The organism is Allobosea sp. P5_A5 (assembly GCF_056400625.1).
In genome coordinates, this window is the sequence record NZ_JBFUKY010000004.1 from 1 (window position 1) to 18,101 (window position 18,101).

The 18,101-nt window shown below is 65.9% G+C and carries 16 protein-coding genes and 1 tRNA gene; 9 read left to right on the forward strand and 8 right to left on the reverse strand.

Annotated elements, in window-relative coordinates:
* Positions 1 to 99: 99 nt before the first annotated feature.
* Positions 100 to 174: transfer RNA gene (locus AC1DR6_RS09670), tRNA-Val, on the reverse strand.
* 154 nt (positions 175 to 328) lie between these two features.
* Positions 329 to 1,015 (reverse strand): HAD family hydrolase, encoded by a 687-nt coding sequence (locus AC1DR6_RS09675; RefSeq protein WP_476829011.1) that lies wholly within the window; start codon positions 1,013 to 1,015, stop codon positions 329 to 331.
* A gap of 171 nt (positions 1,016 to 1,186) precedes the next feature.
* Between AC1DR6_RS09675 and AC1DR6_RS09680 the strand changes: the two genes are divergently transcribed.
* The 4 genes from AC1DR6_RS09680 to AC1DR6_RS09695 all read left to right on the forward strand — a co-directional run bounded on the left by AC1DR6_RS09680 (position 1,187) and on the right by AC1DR6_RS09695 (position 4,120).
* Positions 1,187 to 1,570 carry a hypothetical protein gene (locus tag AC1DR6_RS09680; RefSeq protein WP_476829012.1) on the forward strand — a complete coding sequence of 128 codons (384 nt, stop codon included), beginning with the start codon at positions 1,187 to 1,189 and terminating at the stop codon, positions 1,568 to 1,570.
* Between the two features lie 106 nt (positions 1,571 to 1,676).
* Positions 1,677 to 2,378 (forward strand): ribose-5-phosphate isomerase RpiA, encoded by a 702-nt coding sequence (rpiA, locus tag AC1DR6_RS09685; RefSeq protein ID WP_476829013.1) that lies wholly within the window; start codon positions 1,677 to 1,679, stop codon positions 2,376 to 2,378.
* Positions 2,379 to 2,466: 88 nt separating this feature from the next.
* Positions 2,467 to 2,964 carry a DUF2059 domain-containing protein gene (locus AC1DR6_RS09690; RefSeq protein ID WP_476829014.1) on the forward strand — a complete coding sequence of 166 codons (498 nt, stop codon included), beginning with the start codon at positions 2,467 to 2,469 and terminating at the stop codon, positions 2,962 to 2,964.
* Positions 2,965 to 3,076: 112 nt separating this feature from the next.
* Positions 3,077 to 4,120 (forward strand): SDR family oxidoreductase, encoded by a 1,044-nt coding sequence (locus AC1DR6_RS09695; protein WP_476829015.1) that lies wholly within the window; start codon positions 3,077 to 3,079, stop codon positions 4,118 to 4,120.
* Here AC1DR6_RS09695 and AC1DR6_RS09700 read toward each other — a convergent pair.
* From AC1DR6_RS09700 to AC1DR6_RS09710, 3 genes are all read right to left on the reverse strand, one after another.
* The gene (locus AC1DR6_RS09700; RefSeq protein ID WP_476829016.1) at positions 4,101 to 5,600 is read right to left on the reverse strand and encodes a tripartite tricarboxylate transporter permease; all 1,500 of its coding nucleotides are present in this window, start codon (positions 5,598 to 5,600) and stop codon (positions 4,101 to 4,103) included. The two genes, AC1DR6_RS09695 and AC1DR6_RS09700, sit on opposite strands and share 20 nt — an antisense overlap.
* A gap of 14 nt (positions 5,601 to 5,614) precedes the next feature.
* Positions 5,615 to 6,094: a tripartite tricarboxylate transporter TctB family protein gene (locus tag AC1DR6_RS09705; protein ID WP_476829017.1), complete on the reverse strand. Its 480-nt coding sequence runs from the start codon at positions 6,092 to 6,094 to the stop codon at positions 5,615 to 5,617.
* A gap of 103 nt (positions 6,095 to 6,197) precedes the next feature.
* Complete coding sequence (locus tag AC1DR6_RS09710; protein WP_476829369.1) at positions 6,198 to 7,160, reverse strand: Bug family tripartite tricarboxylate transporter substrate binding protein; 963 nt, start codon at positions 7,158 to 7,160, stop codon at positions 6,198 to 6,200.
* A 240-nt stretch (positions 7,161 to 7,400) separates the two neighbouring features.
* On the opposite strand from AC1DR6_RS09710, the gene AC1DR6_RS09715 reads away from it, so the two are divergent.
* From AC1DR6_RS09715 to AC1DR6_RS09725, 3 genes are all read left to right on the forward strand, one after another.
* Positions 7,401 to 8,666, forward strand: coding sequence for an O-antigen ligase family protein (locus tag AC1DR6_RS09715; protein WP_476829018.1), 1,266 nt, complete (start codon positions 7,401 to 7,403; stop codon positions 8,664 to 8,666).
* Positions 8,659 to 10,029 carry a glutathione-disulfide reductase gene (gene gor, locus AC1DR6_RS09720; RefSeq protein ID WP_476829019.1) on the forward strand — a complete coding sequence of 457 codons (1,371 nt, stop codon included), beginning with the start codon at positions 8,659 to 8,661 and terminating at the stop codon, positions 10,027 to 10,029. Before AC1DR6_RS09715 ends, gor begins: the two co-directional genes overlap by 8 nt.
* A gap of 131 nt (positions 10,030 to 10,160) precedes the next feature.
* Positions 10,161 to 11,546 carry a class II 3-deoxy-7-phosphoheptulonate synthase gene (locus AC1DR6_RS09725; protein ID WP_476829020.1) on the forward strand — a complete coding sequence of 462 codons (1,386 nt, stop codon included), beginning with the start codon at positions 10,161 to 10,163 and terminating at the stop codon, positions 11,544 to 11,546.
* Between the two features lie 72 nt (positions 11,547 to 11,618).
* On the opposite strand, the gene AC1DR6_RS09730 is transcribed toward AC1DR6_RS09725, so the two are convergent.
* Positions 11,619 to 12,560 carry an outer membrane protein gene (locus AC1DR6_RS09730; RefSeq protein WP_476829021.1) on the reverse strand — a complete coding sequence of 314 codons (942 nt, stop codon included), beginning with the start codon at positions 12,558 to 12,560 and terminating at the stop codon, positions 11,619 to 11,621.
* 138 nt (positions 12,561 to 12,698) lie between these two features.
* On the opposite strand from AC1DR6_RS09730, the gene gltX reads away from it, so the two are divergent.
* Positions 12,699 to 14,039 carry a glutamate--tRNA ligase gene (gene gltX, locus AC1DR6_RS09735; protein WP_476829022.1) on the forward strand — a complete coding sequence of 447 codons (1,341 nt, stop codon included), beginning with the start codon at positions 12,699 to 12,701 and terminating at the stop codon, positions 14,037 to 14,039.
* 139 nt (positions 14,040 to 14,178) lie between these two features.
* On the opposite strand, the gene AC1DR6_RS09740 is transcribed toward gltX, so the two are convergent.
* A complete protein-coding gene (locus AC1DR6_RS09740; RefSeq protein WP_476829023.1) occupies positions 14,179 to 15,507 on the reverse strand; it encodes an MFS transporter in 1,329 nt (442 codons plus the stop codon).
* A gap of 189 nt (positions 15,508 to 15,696) precedes the next feature.
* On the reverse strand, positions 15,697 to 16,857 hold the full coding sequence (locus AC1DR6_RS09745; protein WP_476829024.1) for a DUF2865 domain-containing protein: 1,161 nt from the start codon (positions 16,855 to 16,857) through the stop codon (positions 15,697 to 15,699).
* 288 nt (positions 16,858 to 17,145) lie between these two features.
* On the opposite strand from AC1DR6_RS09745, the gene AC1DR6_RS09750 reads away from it, so the two are divergent.
* The gene (locus AC1DR6_RS09750) at positions 17,146 to 18,096 is read left to right on the forward strand and encodes a phosphoribosylaminoimidazolesuccinocarboxamide synthase (RefSeq protein ID WP_476829025.1); all 951 of its coding nucleotides are present in this window, start codon (positions 17,146 to 17,148) and stop codon (positions 18,094 to 18,096) included.
* Positions 18,097 to 18,101: the final 5 nt, after the last annotated feature.

The following is an 18,101-nucleotide window of genomic DNA, read 5'->3' on the forward strand; positions in this document are numbered from 1 at the left end:
GAGCGCGAACAGATCGCGGCTGCCGCAGCTATCAATGGAGAGACGGTTTCAAACTGGGTTCGCCGCACGCTTCTGGCGGCTGCCAGGAAGACCAAATGATGGTGGGCGATACAGGGATCGAACCTGTGACCCTTCCCGTGTGAAGGGAATGCTCTACCGCTGAGCTAATCGCCCTAGGGTTCAAGTGAACCGAAGGTCCGGAGATAAACAGATGCAGCGATTGATGTCACCCCTCCCGTGTGAAGGGAGTGCTCTACCGCTGAGCTAATCGCCCGAACGGCCCTCTCCTAGTCGGAGGGTCGGATGCCGTCAAGGATATCCGCGTGGTTCAACGCATAGCGGAAGGGGCGAGAGCCCGCATGACCGCCGCGGGCAACTCGTCGAAATGCTGGATCACATAATCCGGCTGCAGCGTCTCGATCGGCACGTCGGTATAACCGAATGGCACGCAGATCGAGGGAATGCCAGCGGCCCGCGCCGTCAGGATGTCGGTAAGCGAATCGCCGATCATCACGGCGCGCTTGGGGTCGCCCTTCGCCAGTTCGATCGTCATCGTCAGATGCCGTGGGTCCGGCTTGAAATAGGGGAAGCTGTCGCGCCCCGCGACGGAAGCGAAGCGGTCCGCAATGCCGAAATGATCGAGGATCAACCGCGTGTGCAGGATCGGCTTGTTGGTGCAGACGGCAAAAACAAATCCATCCTTTTCCAGCTGATCCATCGCGGGGAGAATGCCATCGAAGAGGTGACTGCTGGATGCGACGTCCTCCGCATAGATCGTCAGGAAATCCGCAAACAGCCGCTCCAGCGTTGCGGCGTCGAGCGCGCGCCCGGAGGCAGTGAAGCCGCGCTCGATCAAGGCGCGCGCACCGGCCCCCACAAGCTCGCGGGCGCGCTCGATCGGCAGGGCCGCGAGGCTCTCGCGGGTCAGGATAACATTGAGCACGCGCATGATGTCCGGAGCGGTCTCGGCCAATGTGCCGTCGAGATCGAAGACGACGATGGGGGGCAGGCTCATGTCACGGGCTCCGGATGGACGATCGGCCTGCGCCATGCGCGCGGCGCTCCGGCCTTAAAGGACCTCGGTTCGTGCTTGGCAAGCGGCCCCCGACCTCGGCTGCTCCGGATTGTGGCCGATGGTGCTATCCTCCCTGCGATTCGCCGCCATGGCGCGGCCGGGAACCTGACGATGACGAAAATCGCCGCTTTCGCGACTTACCCGGGCCGCCTTGCCCCTGCGCTTTTGCTGTGCCTGGCGGCGGCGCCGGCCCTGGCTGGCAATTTCGAGTTCGCGCCGGCACCGCAGACCGATCTGAACCGCGTCTACCGCATCGACCACTCGACCGGTGAGGTCGGCGCCTGCCAGTTCCAGCTCAAGGAGGGTGGCGTCGGCGTCACCATCTGCTTTCCCTCTGGCGATGGCGCCGGCCCGCAGCCGGCCGGCGAATACACCTTGATGCCGTCGCGGCACGAGCGCGAAGGCGGAATCTTCCGGGTCAATACGCGTACGGGCGAGATGAGCATCTGCTACGTCTTCGACGACAAGACGGTGTGCACGCCGCAGGCGAAATAGCGCTCGCGCCGCCCGCAAGACTGGACTCGGCGATGATCGCGCGGCAGGACGGCCCGAGCTTTCCGGTCGCATTTCCTTCGCGACCATGACCGCCGGGGCCCTGACGATGACCGCCGATGATCTGAAGAAGCAGGCTGCGGCCCGTGCCCTGGAGCTGGTCAGGCCCGGCATGAGGCTTGGCCTCGGCACGGGCTCGACCGCGAAGCATTTCGTCGACCTTCTGGGAGTGCGGGTGGCGGCGGGTCTCGATGTCCTGTGCGTCGCCACCTCGGAGGTAACGCAGGCCCAGGCGCTGTCGCTGAACATCTCGATGTCGACGCTCGACGAGACCCCGGAACTCGACCTGACCGTGGACGGAGCCGACGAACTCGATGCCCAGCTGCGCCTGATCAAGGGCGGCGGCGCTGCGCTTCTGCGCGAGAAAATCGTCGCGGCGGCCTCGGCCCGCATGATCGTGATCGCGGATGAAGGCAAGCTGGTCGACAGGCTCGGGCGCTATCCGCTGCCGATCGAGGTCGTGCCCTTCGGTCTGGAGGCGACCCGGCGCGCCGTGGCTGCCGCGATCGCAGTTGCCGGTGCCGAGGGCGATCTGTCCCTGCGCCGAAAGGCTGATGGGTCGATACTCCTCACGGATGGCGGCCATTACATCCTGGATGCGCGCCTGGGCGCTATCGTCCGGCCGGAGCTTCTGGCGCAGGCGCTCAACGCCGTGCCCGGCGTGGTCGAGCATGGCCTGTTCATCGGCCTGGCGACAGGCGCGATCCTCGCCGGCGGGGACGGCGTCAGGACGCTCGGCACCATCGAATGATTCCCTTTGGGTACGATCCGGGCTAAGGAACGCACCGATTGGGATGGGCCGCGCCCGACGAATGATCAACGATAAGGATGTCTGACGCATGATCCGCCACACGCTCGCCAGCTTATGCCTGGGCCTGTCATTGTTCTGCGCCGCGCCGGCGTTCGCTCAAGTGGCCGCGCCGACGCCGAGCCATCTGCAGGCGGCCCGTGACATCATGGACATGACGGGCGTCACCCAGAGCTTCGAGGGCATCTTCAAGCAGTTTGACGACAGCGCGCAGCAGCTTTTGACGACCCGGCCCGAGGCGGTGAAGGATGCGCGGGCCATTCTCGACGAATTGCGTCCGGAGGCGGCCAAGCGCTCGGACGAGGCGATCAAAAACGCGACCGAGATTTTTGCCAGGAAGATGACCGAATCCGATCTGAAGGACTCGGTCGCCTTCTTCAAATCGCCTGTCGGCCAGCGCTATCTCAAGCTGCGCACGGAGGCGATGACCGAGATCTTCGACATGATGCAGCCCTGGAGCGTCCAGACAAGCAACTATCTGTTCGACCGGTTCTCCCAGGAGATGCGCAAGCGCGGCCACCAGCTCTGAGCCGGCGTCGCATCGAAGACCTGATCTGAGGCTATCGGGCCGGCGAGCGATCGCCGGCCTTTTTGTCAGGCCGCGCGACCAAGGCCGGCCGGGGCGTCCGGGAGGACAAGGCATGTCGGGTGAAAAGGTACTCGTCACCGGCGGCTCCGGCTTCCTGGCCGGATATTGCATTCTCGCTTTGCTGCGGGCGGGATACGAGGTCCGGACGACCTTGCGTTCGCTTGCCCGCGAGCCCGCGCTGCGACAGGGGCTTGCGGGGGCGGGTGTCGATGCGGGCGACCGGCTTCAGATCGCGATCGCGGACCTGCTGGACGATGCCGGATGGGACGATGCCGTCGCCGGATGCGCCTATGTCCTGCACGTCGCATCCCCGCTTTCGGCTGCCGTGCCGAAAAACGAGGACGAACTCATCCAGCCGGCGCGAGACGGCACCTTGCGCGTCCTGCATGCGGCGCACCGGGCCGGCGTGAAGCGCGTCGTCCTGACCTCGTCCTTCGCCGCGATCGGCTATGGCCGCCCGGTATCGAAGGCTTATGATGAGCGGGACTGGACGGACGCGCAGGCGCCGGGCCTCGCCGCCTATCCCAAATCGAAGACGCTGGCCGAACAGGCGGCCTGGGCGTTTGCCGACAGCGAGGGGCGGGGGCTGGAACTCTCGGTCGTCAATCCCGTCGGCATCTTCGGCCCGTTGCTGGGGCCTGATCTCTCGGCCTCGATCCAGTTGATCAAGGCGATGCTGGAGGGGCGGCTGCTGGCCTTGCCACGCCTGATGTTCGGGGTCGTCGATGTCCGGGACGTCGCCGATCTTCACCTGCGGGCGATGACCGATTCCGCCGCCGCAGGCGAGCGGTTCCTCGCGACGGCCGGCGATTTCCTGACCATGACGGCAATCGCGCATGCTTTGAAGGACGGTCTCGGCGAGCGTGCGGCAAAGGTTTCTACCAGGGTGCTGCCGGATTGGCTGGTGCGACTGGCAAGCCGCTTCAGCGCGACAGCCCGGCAGGCAGCGACGCCTGAGCTGGGGCGCGCCAAGACCGCGACGAGCGCGAAGGCGATCGCAATGCTCGGCTGGCAGCCGCGCCCGGCGGCGCAAGCGCTGGTCGCGGCCGGCGAGAGCCTGCTCAGGCTCGGCCTCGTCAGTCCTCGGCGGCCTTGAACCGGTTCAGTCCGCGCATCGCGAAGGGCGCCACCAAGGCCAGTGCTGCAATCCCCAGCAGCGTCGCCGAGATCGGATTTTCAAGCAGGATCATCGGGTCCCCAAGGCTGATCTGGAGAGCGCGCCTGAGCTGCGCCTCTGCCATCGGACCCAGGATGAGCCCGACCACCATCGGCGCGACCGGGTAATCGTACCGGCGCATCAGATAGCCCATGAAGCCGAAGGCGAAGAGCATGGTGAGCTCGACCGGCGAACCGTTGACCGCCAGCGTGCCCATCGTCGCGAAGACGAGGATGCCGGCATAGAGCCAAGGCTGCGGGATCGCTAGAAGCCGGACCCAGAGCCCGACCAAAGGCAGGTTCAGGATCACCAGCATCACGTTGGCGATGAACAGCGAGGCGATCAGACCCCAGACCAGATCGGGCTTCTCGGCGAACAGCAGCGGGCCCGGATTGAGGCCGTATTGCTGGAAGCCCGCCAGCATGATCGCCGCGGTCGCCGAGGTCGGCAGGCCGAGCGTCAGCAGCGGCACAAGCGTACCGGCAGCCGAGGCATTGTTGGCGGCTTCCGGGCCTGCGACGCCTTCGATGGCGCCCTTGCCGAACTCGCCGGGATATTTGCAAAGCTTCTTTTCGGTCGAATAGCTCAGGAAGGTCGGCACCTCCGCGCCGCCGGCCGGCAGCGCGCCGATAGGGAAGCCGAACGCGGTGCCGCGCAGCCAGGGCGCCCAGGACCGCTTCCAGTCCTCCTTCGTCATCCAGAGCGAGCCCTTGATCGGGATGATTTCCTCGGGATCGCGGAAACGCTTGGAGGCGACATAGAACGCCTCGCCGACCGCGAAGAGGCCGACCGCGAGCGTGGTCACCTCGATGCCATTCAGCAGCTCAGGCACGCCGAAGGTCAGGCGGGCCTGGCCGGTCAGCTTGTCGATGCCGACCAGGCCGAGCGCGATGCCGAGGAACAGGCTTGTCAGGCCGCGCAGGGGCGAATCGCCAAAGGTCGCCGACACCGTGACGAAGGCCACGATCATCAGCGCGAAATAGTCCCAGGGGCCGAACTTGACGGCAACCTCGACCAGCCAGGGCGCCAGGAAGGCAAGCCCGATCGTGGCGATCAGCCCGGCAACGAACGAGCCGATGGCGGCTGTCGCCAGCGCCGGTCCACCACGGCCCGCCTTCGCCATTTTCGAGCCTTCGAGCGCGGTCGCGAGCGAGGCGCTCTCGCCGGGCGCGTTGAGCAGGATGGCGGTGGTCGAGCCGCCATACATGCCGCCGTAATAGATGCCGGCGAACATGATGAGCGAGCCGGCCGGGTCGAGCTTGAAGGTCACGGGCAGCAGCAGCGCGACGGTGAGCGCCGGCCCGATGCCGGGCAGCACGCCCACAGCCGTGCCAAGAAAGACGCCGATCAGGCAGAACAGCAGCTTGGACGGTTCCAATGCGACGGTGAAACCGTGGAGCAGGGAGAGCGTGGTTTCCATGGTACGGCTCTCCTTTACAGGAACAGGCGTTCGAGAGGGCCCGCGGGCAAGATCAGCGTCAGGAGCTTGGCGAAGGTCAGGAAGATGATGAGCCCCATCGCGAACCCGATCGCGAAATCGACCGCGAAGGCCTGCCGGCCCATGCCGCGCGCGGTGCAGGCGAAGAGCAGCGCGATAGCGAGAATGAAGCCGCCGCCGAGCCCGATGCAGGCGATCAGACAGACGAGGCCACCGGCGATCCAGAGCAGCGCGGCGGTATCGGCCGCTTCCGGCTGCGGCAGGCCACCCCGGAATGCCGTGACGAAATGGGCCAGCCCGAGGATGACGAGCCCGCAGGCGACGACATAGGGCATCGCGGTAGGCCCGATGCCATAGGTCGAGACGATGGTTTGCTGCGAGGCGTCGTAGCCGACCAGAATGGCAACCGCCAGCAACAGCACGCCCACGATCAGGGCCGGCTTGTTGGCGCCTTGCGCGCGCGTATCGTTGGTCATGTCGTTCCCGCTTGCGGCCGCGACGCCGGAGCGTCGCGTGGGAATGGCGTTGAGATGCGAAAGGGGCCGGTCGCCCGGCCCCGTCCTGCCGAACCCGGCTGGCTTACTTCACCAGGCCGACTTCGGTCATGACCTTGGAGACGCGGTCGATCTCGCTCTTCAGGAAGCTGTCGAAGGCCGCGCCCGTCAGCAGGGAATCGTCCCAGCCGCGGGACTTCAGGATCTCCTGCCATTCCTTCGACTTGGCCATCTTCTCGACCGTGCCGGTCAGAGCCTCGGTCTGCTCCGCCGAAATTCCGGGAGGGGCGACGACCGAACGCCAGTTGAGCAGTTCGAGATCGATACCCTGCTCCTTCAGCGTGGCGGCGTCGGGTGCGTTATCGAGACGCTTGGGCGAGGTCACCGCGAGCACACGCAGCTTGCCCGCCTTGATCTGGCCTTCGAACTCGCCATAGCCGGAGACGCCGACGGTCACTCGGCCGCCGAGCATGGCCGCAAGGGCCTCGCCGCCGCCCGAGAACGGAATGTAGTTGATCTTCTTGGGGTCGGCGCCGACGGCCTGCGCGAACAGGGCCGCGAGAATGTGGTCCGTGCCGCCGGCCGAGCCACCAGCCCAGGTCACCTTGGCCGGATCGGCCTTGAGTCGCTCGGTCAGATCCTTGGCGGTCTTCAGCGGCGATTCCGTCGGTACGACGATCACTTCCGCCTCGGCCGTCAGGCGCGCGATCGGCGTCACCTGGGTGAGGTTGACCGGCGACTTGTTCAGCAGGATGGCGCCGACCATCACGAAGCCGTTGACCATCAGCTGGTCGCCCTGGCCCTTCGCATTGATGAGCTGGGAAAGGCCGATGGTGCCGCCGGCGCCGGTCACGTTGTTCACCTGGACGCTTTTCACGATCCCGGCGGCTGTCAGCGCCTGCTGCATCGAGCGCGCCGTGCCGTCCCAGCCGCCGCCCGGCGCCGCCGGAGCCATGATCTTGAGTTCGTTGACCTGTGCAAAGGCAGCCGTCGAGAACGCTGCGAGAGCAATGGCAGCCACGGTGCCGCGCTTCAGCATCGATGTCATCATGGGTTTTCCTCCGCATTGCGGCTTGGCCGCGATTATTAAGGCTTGATTAGCCTGTGGCACCATGCCGCGAGGGGCGTCAATTGCGTGGGATTACATAATGGAAGAGGGATAATCATTGCCTGCCGAACTCCGTTTCCAAGGTTCTACGTCTTTCGTCGAAGCACGGCGCTGGAGCTGCGAGTTCGGTGGACAGCCCGGCCTCTGGCGTCAAATTCGCCGATCGCGTAAGCGCAGCCGATGAGCCAGCCTCGACATCCGGTGAACCCCGCTGTGCAGCCTTCCCCGCGGTTCGCCCATGCCTTGAGCATCGCCGGCTTCGCGCTGATGATCTCGCTCCCGCTGGCGATGTGGCTTGCGAACCGCTCGGCGCCACTCCTTCTGGGGTTGGCGGCCGCGTCGTTTCTCGGCGCCTGCCTTTTGACTGGAGGCGCCGGCTCTCTCACGGCCAGCCTGCGGCGGCTGGTGGCGACGCCGCTGGGCCTTGCCGTGTCCGCGTTCCTGGCCTGGTCGCTCGTCTCCATTCTGTGGAGCCATCGGCCTGCTGCGTCCTTGCGGGGATGGGCCGAACTCGCGCTGCCTATTGCTTTCGCTATGGCGATCGCCGCCTCCGGTCGATTCAGGTCGTCCTTGCCGTGGCTGCGGGCGTTGGCGGTGGCGATCATCCTCGCTTGCCTTCTTTGCGTGATCGAGCTTGCATCCGGCCTTTCGCAGCGCGCCGCGCTCGGCATCGGCAAGCTGATGGCCTTCGTCTTCAACCGCCCGGCGATCACGGCGGTGGTGCTGGCGGTGCCGGTGATCCATGGACTTTGGACGATGCCATCAGCGCGCCGGTCCGACCGGCTGCTCGCGATCGTTACCGCGGCTGCCGTGGCGGCGCTGGCGCTGCGTTCGGAAAGCGCATCGGCACGGCTGGGCGTCGCGGTTTGCGCGCTGGGCTGGGTCTGTGCCTGGCTCTGGCCGCGATTTTCGCTGCGCGCGACCGGCTTCGCCTTCGTCGTTACCATGGCCCTGGCACCCGTGCTCGGCGTCCTCGCGAACAATTACCTGCCCGGAATGATCCTCGACCGGTTCGCTGTCATGACCGGCAAGGCACGCATCGATATCTGGGAGAGCTTCGGCCAAGCGGCCCGCGCGCGACCGCTGATCGGAGCGGGGTTCGATACCTCGCCGAGCCTCGACCAGCATCCCGTCGCCGCGCTGGTCGCACCCGAACGTCGCCAGCTTCTGGCCGTGGGCCACCCGCACGACATGCCCTTGCAGGCCTGGGTTGAGACAGGGGCGATCGGCGCCATCCTCGTGACTCTGGCCGGCCTGCTTCTGCTGGCGCGCCTCGCCCGCATGCCGCGAAGCGAGGCTGCGCCGCGCCTGGCGCTCTTCGCGGCCTGTTTCGCGATTTCGGTGGTGGGTCACGGCGCCTGGCAGGGTTGGTGGATCGCCGTTCTTGGCGCCGCCATTCTCTGGTTCCCCGCATCAGAGCATCGGCAAGGAGAGCATCATGGCTGAGTTCGACGTCGACCTTTTTGTCATCGGCGCCGGGTCGGGCGGCACGCGTGCGGCCCGTATCGCCTCCGGCCATGGCGCCCGCGTCATGATCGCGGAGGAGGACCGGATCGGCGGTACCTGCGTTATTCGTGGCTGTGTGCCGAAGAAGCTCTTCGTCTATGCCAGCCGTTTCGCCGACGAGTTCGAGGATGCCGCCGGCTTCGGCTGGACGCTTCCGGCCGCGCCGGTCTTCGATTGGCCGACCCTGCGGGAGGCCGTTGCCAACGAGGTCACTCGCCTTTCCGGGCTGTATCGCAAGGGGCTCGACGGTGCGAAGGTCGAGATCCGGGAGGAGAGGGCGGTTGTCGAAGGTCCGCACGAGGTCCGTCTGCAGACCAGCGGTGAGCTCGTCCGCGCTCGGCACATTCTCATTGCCACGGGCGGCTGGCCGGCACTCGATCCGCCGATCCCCGGCGGCGAACTCGGGATCTCCTCCAACGAAGTCTTCCACTTGGCCGAACTGCCCAAGCGCATGCTTGTCGTCGGTGGCGGCTACATCGCGCTGGAATTCGCCAGCCTGTTCGCCCGCCTGGGCGTGGCCGTCACGGTGCTGCATCGCGGCGACAACATCCTGCGCGGCTTCGACGACGATCTCCGCACGCGCCTGCGCGATGCGCTGAAGGAGGCCGGCATCGCGATGAGACTCGGCTGCACCATCGAGCGCATCGAGGCCTTGCCGGACGGGGCGCGCCGGGCTCATTGCGCGCATGGCGAGCCGATCGATGCCGAGGTGGTGTTGGTCGCGACCGGCCGGCGGCCGAACACCAGGGGGCTGGGACTGGAAGCGGCGGGCGTCAAGCTCGGCCCCATCGGCGAGGTGATGGTCGACGCGAACTCGATGAGCTCGGTCCCCTCCATCCACGCTGTCGGCGACGTGACCAACCGCGTGAACCTGACCCCGGTCGCGATCCGCGAAGGCCATGCCTTTGCCGACGGCATGTTCGGCGGAAAGCCCTGGACGGTCGACCATCTCACGGTCGCCTCGGCCGTCTTTACGACACCGGAACTGGGCTCTGTCGGGCTGACCGAACAGCAGGCCTATGCGGCCGGCTATGAGCTGCGCGTATTCGAATCGGCTTTCCGCCCGATGAAGGCGACGATTTCAGGCCGGCAGGAGCGCATCTACATAAAGCTCATCGTCGACAGGACAAGCGACAAGGTGCTGGGCGTGCACATCCTTGGCCATGACGCTGGCGAGATCATCCAGGCGGTCGGCATCGCTGTGACGATGGGTGCGACCAAGGCCGATTTCGACCGCACCATCGCCTTGCATCCGAGCGCGGCCGAAGAGTTGGTCACGATGCGCACGCCAAGAGCCGGCTGAACGCTCGAAACGCCGTGCGACGGGACGGTTTCCCCGGTGGTGGCCTTGCGGCATCCGCGGGTGTATAGCCGCCCCCTCGCGCCGAGAGGTTCATGCGCGCGATCGTCAAGAGGTCAGGAGCACGTAGTCCCATGTCCGAGCGGTGGACGCCAGAGAGCTGGAGGGCCAAGCCCGCCCAGCAGATTCCGGATTATCCGGATCAGGCAGCCTTGAAGGCGGTCGAGCAGCAGCTCGCCGGCTTTCCGCCGCTCGTTTTTGCGGGCGAAGCGCGCAAGCTCAAACGGGCGTTGGGCAAGGTCGCGGCCGGCGAGGCCTTCCTGCTTCAGGGCGGTGACTGTGCCGAGAGCTTCGCCGAGCATTCGGCCGATAACATCCGCGATTTTTTCCGCCTGTTCCTGCAGATGGCGGTGGTGCTGACCTTCGCCGGCGGCTCGCCTGTGGTGAAGGTCGGGCGCATCGCCGGCCAATTCGCCAAACCGCGTTCGGCTCCCACCGAGAAAGAGAACGGCGTCGAGCTGCCGAGCTACAAGGGCGATATCGTCAACGACATCGCCTTCACGGAACAGTCGCGCACGCCCGATCCGCGCCGCCAGCTCGAGGCCTACCGCCAGTCGGCCGCGACGTTGAACCTGATCCGCGCCTTCGCGACCGGCGGCTACGCCAATCTCGACAACGCGCATCGCTGGATGCTCGGCTTCGTCAAGGATTCGCCGTCCTCCTCGCGCTACAACGAGATCAGCGAACGCATCACCGAGTCGCTCGACTTCATGCGCGCCATCGGCATCGACCCGGAAGCGCATCCCGAGACCCGCACGACGGACTTCTACACCAGCCATGAGGCGCTGCTGCTCGGCTACGAGCAGGCGATGACCCGCGTCGATTCCACCACCGGCGAATGGTACGACACCTCCGGCCACATGGTCTGGATCGGGGACCGCACCCGTCAGCTCGACCACGCCCATGTCGAGTTCTTCCGGGGCATCAAGAACCCGATAGGCCTGAAGTGCGGCCCCTCGACCACAGTCGATGGCTTGCTGAAGTTGATCGAGGTGCTCGATCCGCAAAACCAGCCGGGCCGCCTGACGCTGATCGGCCGCTTCGGCGCCGACAAGGTCTTCGACAATTTACCGGCGCTGGTTCGGGCGACGAAGCGGGAAGGGCGCAACGTCCTCTGGTCCTGCGACCCGATGCACGGCAACACGGTCAAGGCCGGCAGCGGCTACAAGACCCGGCCCTTCGACCTGATCATGACCGAGGTGAAGAACTTCTTCTCGGTCCATCAGGCGGAAGGCACGCATGCCGGCGGCCTGCACCTGGAAATGACCGGCAAGAACGTCACCGAATGCACCGGCGGCGCGCGCGGCATGACCGATGCGGACCTGAACGATCGCTACCACACGGTCTGCGACCCGCGCCTCAATGCCGAACAGGCGCTGGAACTTGCCTTCCTGGTGGCTGAGCTGGTCAAGCGCGAGCGGGCGGGGCGCGTTCGGCCTGAGGTCGAAGCGGCGGAGTAAATCCTCACATCGGGCGCAGAAACGAAAAAAAGGCCGGGCGTTGCCCGGCCTTTTTGCGATGGTCGCTGCTTGTCAGAACTTGAGGCCAGCACCGAGGCGAGCGGTATCGACGACCGCATTCACGCCCTTGTAATCCGCGAAATAGATGCGGTTATATTCAGCCCGCACCAGCAGGTTGTCGCCCAGCAGCGCATCGATGCCGGCACCGAGCACAAGGCCCGGTACATAACCGGACGATATCTGGGTGACGCCCCGGCTGCCCGTCGCATCCGGCCGGCCGATCGTGCCCGTGCCGATCAGCGTCGTCCGCGAGACGGCGCCGGTTTGGTCGGTGATGGTGTTGAAGCGGGAGTAGTTTTCGATGGTCGCATAGGCGTGCTGGATTTCAGCATTCGTCGACACGCGCCCCACGGCAAGGCCGATATTGGCGAAGGGCATGAAGTTGCCGAAGGCATATCCAGCCCTTGCTTTCAGCATGACCAGATCGTCGATCTTGTTCGTCGAATGACCGGCGACGGCCACAGCCGTCTTCGTGTTGAGCGGCTCTGCGCTAGGCGAGGACGCGACCGTGGTCGGATACAGGTCGGTGAATACGCCGCCGATCGAGCCTCTTTGATCGGTCTGTGTATTGATCTTGAGGTATTCCGCCTCGATGCCAAGGACAGCGTCACCGAATGAGGTGTTATAGCCGACGAAGCCGCCGAAGTTCGTGCGATCCTTGCTGGCGCGGCCGAAGCGCAGCATTCCGCTGGCGGCATCGCTGATCACCAGGTTCCGGAAGGCTGCCGTCGAAAGGGTGCCGGACTGCTTCTCGGCATCGAATTGGGTTGATGTATAGCCGGCGCTGCCACCGAAGTAGAAGCCGCCCCAATTTGGCGCGAAGGATGGCGCCGGAGGAGCATCTTCGACCTGCGATCCGCGAAGCACCGGATAATCGGCGCCGAGAGCAGCAGAGGCAGCGAGGGCTGCGAGCGACACCATCGCGAAAGCGGGCAAGATCGAACGGATGCGCATCCCTGGCTCCCCGGCGACAACGGGTGAAGATTTCGCCTTGAAGCTTTCATGCCTCAGTAACCCTAATGCGCGGTTAATGCCCGCCAGAGACGCAACGGGTCCGTTGTCCAGCGTCGGCAAAAGCGCCATAAGCCGCCCATGAACTCCCCGCTCGTACGCTTCGCACCATCACCCACCGGCTATCTGCATATCGGCAATGCCCGGCCGGCCCTGTTCAACTGGCTGTTCGCCAGGCGCCATAGCGGCCGTTTCCTGCTGCGATACGACGACACCGATATCGCGCGCTCCAAGCCGGAATATGCGGACGCCATCGCCGAGGATCTCGGCTGGCTCGGCATCGTGCCGGATCTCGTCATCTGGCAATCGCAACGGCTTGCGATCTACGACGCTGCGGCTGATCGCCTGCGCGCTGCCGGGCGCCTCTATGACTGCTACGAGACTGCTGACGAACTCGACCGACGCCGCAAGCGCCAGCTCGCCCGCGGCCTGCCGCCGATCTACGACCGGGCGGCGCTGAAGCTGACGCCGGACCAGAAGGCCGAATTCGCCACTGAGGGTCGCTCGCCACATTGGCGCTTCATGCTGGAGGCGCGTGAGGTCGTGTGGGATGATCTGGTGCGCGGCGCCTCGCATGTCGACTGCGCCTCGCTGTCCGATCCGGTTCTCGTGCGCGAGGACGGGAGCTATCTGTACACGCTGCCGTCGGTGGTCGACGACATCGAGACCGGCGTAACCCACGTCATCCGGGGCGAGGATCACGTCACCAACACGGCCGTCCAGGCGCAGATCTTCGAGGCGCTCAACGCGCCCTTGCCGGTCTTCGGCCACCACAACCTGCTGACGACCGCGAGCGGCGAGGGGCTTTCCAAGCGGCTCGGCCATCTTTCGCTCCGAGGGCTGCGCGACAGCGGCGTTGAGGCGCTCGCCGTTGCGGCGCTGGCGGTGCTGGTCGGCACGTCGGACGCCGTGCGCCCCGTCGCGAGCCTCGACGAACTCGCCGGGCTGGTCGAGCTGGCGCATGTCTCACGCGCGCCGGCCAAGTTCGACGAGCACGAGCTGGAGACACTGAGCGCCCGGACGCTTCATCAGATGCCGTATGAGGCAGTGGCCGCGCGGCTTGCGGCGGCCGGTATCGCGGGCGGCGAGGCATTCTGGCTTGCGGTGCGCGGCAACCTCGCCAACCTCGGCGAGGCCAGGCTGTGGTGGAAGGTGGTCCAAGGACCAGTCGAGCCGGTGATCGCCGACGCGGCTTTCGCGAAGACGGCCGCCGGCCTGCTCCCCGCCGAGCCCTTCGATGCGACCACCTGGAAAAGCTGGACGCAAGCCGTGGCCGCCGCCACAGGCACCAGGGGCAAGGCGCTGTTCATGCCCCTGCGCCAGGCGCTGACGGGCCTCGACCACGGCCCTGAGCTCGCGGCCCTTCTGCCGCTCATCGGGCGTGAGGAAGCGCTGAGGCGGCTGGCCAGCGAGAGAGTCTGACCACTGTCATTCCGGGTGAGGCCGAAGGCCTCAACCCGGAACCCACGACGGGGTGCGCCCTTTATACCGTCGCTCTGACGCGCTCACGCCGTCGTAAGTCCGGGTTCGAGCGCTATGCGCTCGCCGGAATGACACCCGTTCACTCGTGCCGGTCGATCGCCGAGCGGTGCTTGGTGTCGCGCATCGTTGCGTAGACCAGCAGCGAGATGAAGATCATCCCGGCGAGGTAGTAGAAGAACCACTGCTCGTGGCCTTGCTGCTTGAAATAAAGCGCGATCGCCGGCGCCGTGCCGCCGAAGATCGAGACCGTCAGTGCATAGGGCACCGCGACGCCGGTGGCGCGGATCGCGGTCGGGAATAGCTCGGCCTTCACCACGGCGTTGATCGAGGTGTAGCCGGCGACGAAGATCCAGGCGCCGCAGATCAGCAGGAACGCCATCCAGGGCGATTTGGTGCCGGCGAGCGTGGTCAGGATCGGCACGGTCAGCAGTGTGCCGGCGATACCGAAGAACATCAGCACCGGCTTGCGGCCGATCCTGTCCGAAATCAGCCCGTAGATCGGCTGCAGGATCGAGGCGAAGATCAGCGACCCCGCGATGACATAGGTCGTCACGATGTCGGAGAGGCCTACCGTCTGCTTCACGAAGGTCTGCATATAGGTCGTGAAGGTGTAGAAAGCCGCCGTGCCGCCGGCGGTCAGCCCGACCACGATGGCGACCTCGCGCGGATAGCGCAGCAGGCCGCGCAGCGAACTCTCCCGCTTGAGATGGCCGGCCTCCTTGGCCTTTTGAAACGACGCCGTCTCTTCCATGTGGCGTCGCATGAACATCGCGATCACCGCCAGCAGCGCGCCGATCACAAAAGGAATGCGCCAGCCCCAGGCCACGAGCTGCTCATGGGTCAGGAAGACGTTTTGCAGCAGCAGGAGGACCAGGATGGCGGTGAGCTGCCCGCCGATCAGCGTCACGTACTGAAAGCTCGAATAGAAGCCGCGATGCTCGGGATCGGCGATTTCGGTGAGGTAGGTCGCGCTGGCGCCGTATTCGCCCCCGAGGCTCAAACCCTCGATGATGCGGGCCAGCGCCAGCAGGGCCGGCGCCGCGAAGCCGATCGAGCTATAGGTCGGCGTGAAGGCGATGATCAGCGATCCGAAGCACATCATCAGCACCGAGAGCGTCAGCGACAGGCGCCGCCCGTAGCGGTCCGCGAGATGTCCGAACAGCCAGCCGCCCACAGGCCGCACGATGAACCCGGCGGCAAACAAGGTCGCGGCGTTGAGCTGCTGCACGACGGGGTCGGTCGAGGGGAAGAAATGCGGCGCGAAATACAGCGCGAAAGCCGTATAGGCGTAGAAATCATACCATTCGACGAGATTGCCGACCGAGCCGATGAAGATCGCCTTGATCCGCCGCTGTGCGTCCGCGAGCTGGATCGGGTGCGGATGACCCGGCGTTTCGCTGTTCGACATGAGCTGGCCTGAGGCTGGGGAGCGTCAGGAGCGCTCCAGCAGCTTGAAGGCTACGTCTGGACGCGATCTGGCGGCCTCCCGGAGGGCGCGGAGGCGTCAGTTATGCGACTTCAGATACCCAGGCGTCCAGCGCCGGAACCACGCCTTTTACAGAGGGGTGGTGTGAGACGGAAGCATGGAACAGCCGCCTTATGGCTGGACCAACTGCGGACTGAGGTTCGGGGCGAGGTTCGGTGCGACGATCCGGACGGCACGGCGCTCACCCGTGACGCTGCGCGATTCGCTTTTCAGCCCGTCCTTCTTGTCGAGCGTCTTCTCGGTCACCGCGTCGGGGCCGACGCCGGCGGATTCGGTCCCCGAGGTCGGTGAGTTCTCCGAGGTCATGGGCTTTTCGTCGGGAAGGTCCGGCGCAGGCGCGGCAGTGGCCGGGGCGGTGGCGGAAGCCGCGCCGGGAGCCCCGCGCCGCTTCGGATCGACGGCCTTGGGCCTGGAGAGTTCGGCGGCGCGTTGCTCGCTGACGATGACGTCGCCCTTGCGCTTGTCGAGCAGGTATTCGGCGTTCTTCAACGCCTCCGACCAGCTCTGGCCCTGGCCCCGGCAGGTGCAGCTCGCATCGAAGGAGCGGACGTATTTTCCAGCATTCGGTAACGAGGAGTAGGGTTGCCCGGTCGAGCGCGAGGCCGCGTTCTGGATTTCCCCCCCCGCGGTCATGCCGAAGGCCGTCGTTTCCGAGCCGGGACAAAGCGCCTGGCACATCTCGTCGGCATTGCCGTTGTTGTTGGCGAGCGGAAAGAAGAAGCCGTCGCAGGTCCGCACGCAGACCGTCTGGGCGCCGCCCATGCGCGGCTTTTCCGGCTCGATGATCGACTGCTCGGGGTCCAGCTCCGGCACGGTGGAATCGACGCCGCCCGGCCCCGGATCGCGCCCGAAGATGGTGTCGAAGAAGCCACGTTGGCGCGGGCTGCAATTGTTGCTGATCGCGGCTGCGAGCTGGGCCCGCCGCTGCTCGACGCCGCCGCCCTGCGCGCGCGCCTGCGCAGCACCATACTGCGCCTGCAGCGTATCCATCTGCCCGCGAATCGAGCCGCATTGCGGTGACACGCCTTGGCCGAACAGTGAGAACCCCCGGTCGCAGCCGAGGCTGCGAAACTGGCCGTTCAACTGCGCCAGCTGGGCGCCGATGCGTTGCGCGGCCTGGGCCGCGCGGGGGTCGCCGCCGCTGCGCCCTTGCAGGCCCTCCAGCTCCGAGCGCCAGGCGTCGCAGGAGGGCGACTGGGCCGCCACCGGTCCGCTCAGGGCGGCCAGCGCCAGAAGCGTCAGGCCGAAAAATCTGGAAAAGCGCAGAATCATCGCAGGCGGGTCACGTCATCCAATGTCGGATCGCGGCCGTCGAACCGCGAAATCCTGCCGAGAACACCCGCCAAAGGAGACGGAACTATGGAACGAGCCTTGCGGCTCTTTGGCGCGGAGCCAACAGCCGCACCATCTGTCGCCATGCCATATCCTTAACGGCGCAGCAATCCGGGGATGGCTCTGCCGTCGCTGTGGTGGAAAACCCGCGGTTTCGCTAGAAGACCGGGCCGGCGCCGTCGCACCGGCTTGATCCGACCCGCCATCGCACGAGGCGAGAGCCACGCCATGACCGCCTTCCCGCCGCTTCACGAAGCCGTCATTCCCGAACTGCCGAATTATTATCGCGGCAAGGTGCGCGAGAATTACGACCTCCCGGACGGGCGGCGTATCCTGATCTCGACCGACCGGCTCTCGGCGTTCGACCGCGCCATCGCCGCGATCCCGCTCAAGGGCCAGGTGCTGACCCAGACGGCGCGCTGGTGGTTCGAGAAGACCGCCGACCTCTGCCCCAACCATGTGATGGAATACCCAGACCCGAACGTCGTCGTCGGCAAGCGCCTCGACATCCTGCCAGTCGAAATGGTGGTGCGCGGCTATCTCGCCGGGACGACCGGCACGTCGATCCTGACGATGTACAAGCAGGGCCGCCGCGAGATGTACGGCATGACCCTGCCGGACGGCCTGCGCGACAACGAGGCGCTGCCGCAGGCGATCATCACCCCGACAAGCAAGGCCTTCGACGGCGGCCATGATGAGCCGCTTTCCGCCGCGCAGATCATCGACAGCGGCCTGCTGACCAAAGAGCAATGGGACCGGATTTCGGGCTACGCGCTGGCACTGTTCGCGCGCGGCCAGACGCTCGCCCGCGAGCGCGGCCTCATCCTCGCCGACACGAAATACGAGTTCGGAACGGATGCCGAGGGCAACATCCTTCTCGCCGACGAAATTCATACGCCTGATTCCAGCCGCTATTGGTTCGCGCAGAGCTATGCGGAACGCCTCGCCACGGGTGGAAAGCCGGAGTCCTTCGACAAGGATTTCGTGCGCAACTGGGTGGTGGAGCGCTGCGATCCCTACAAGGAAGAGCTGCCACCGATCCCGCAGGAGCTGATCGACCAGACCTCGGCGGTCTATGTCCGCGCCTTCGAGACGATCACTGGGCAGTCCTTCGCCTATCCGCCGGCCGGCGAAGACCCGCAGGCCAGGATCAGGCGGAATCTGGCGAAGTATTTCTGATATAC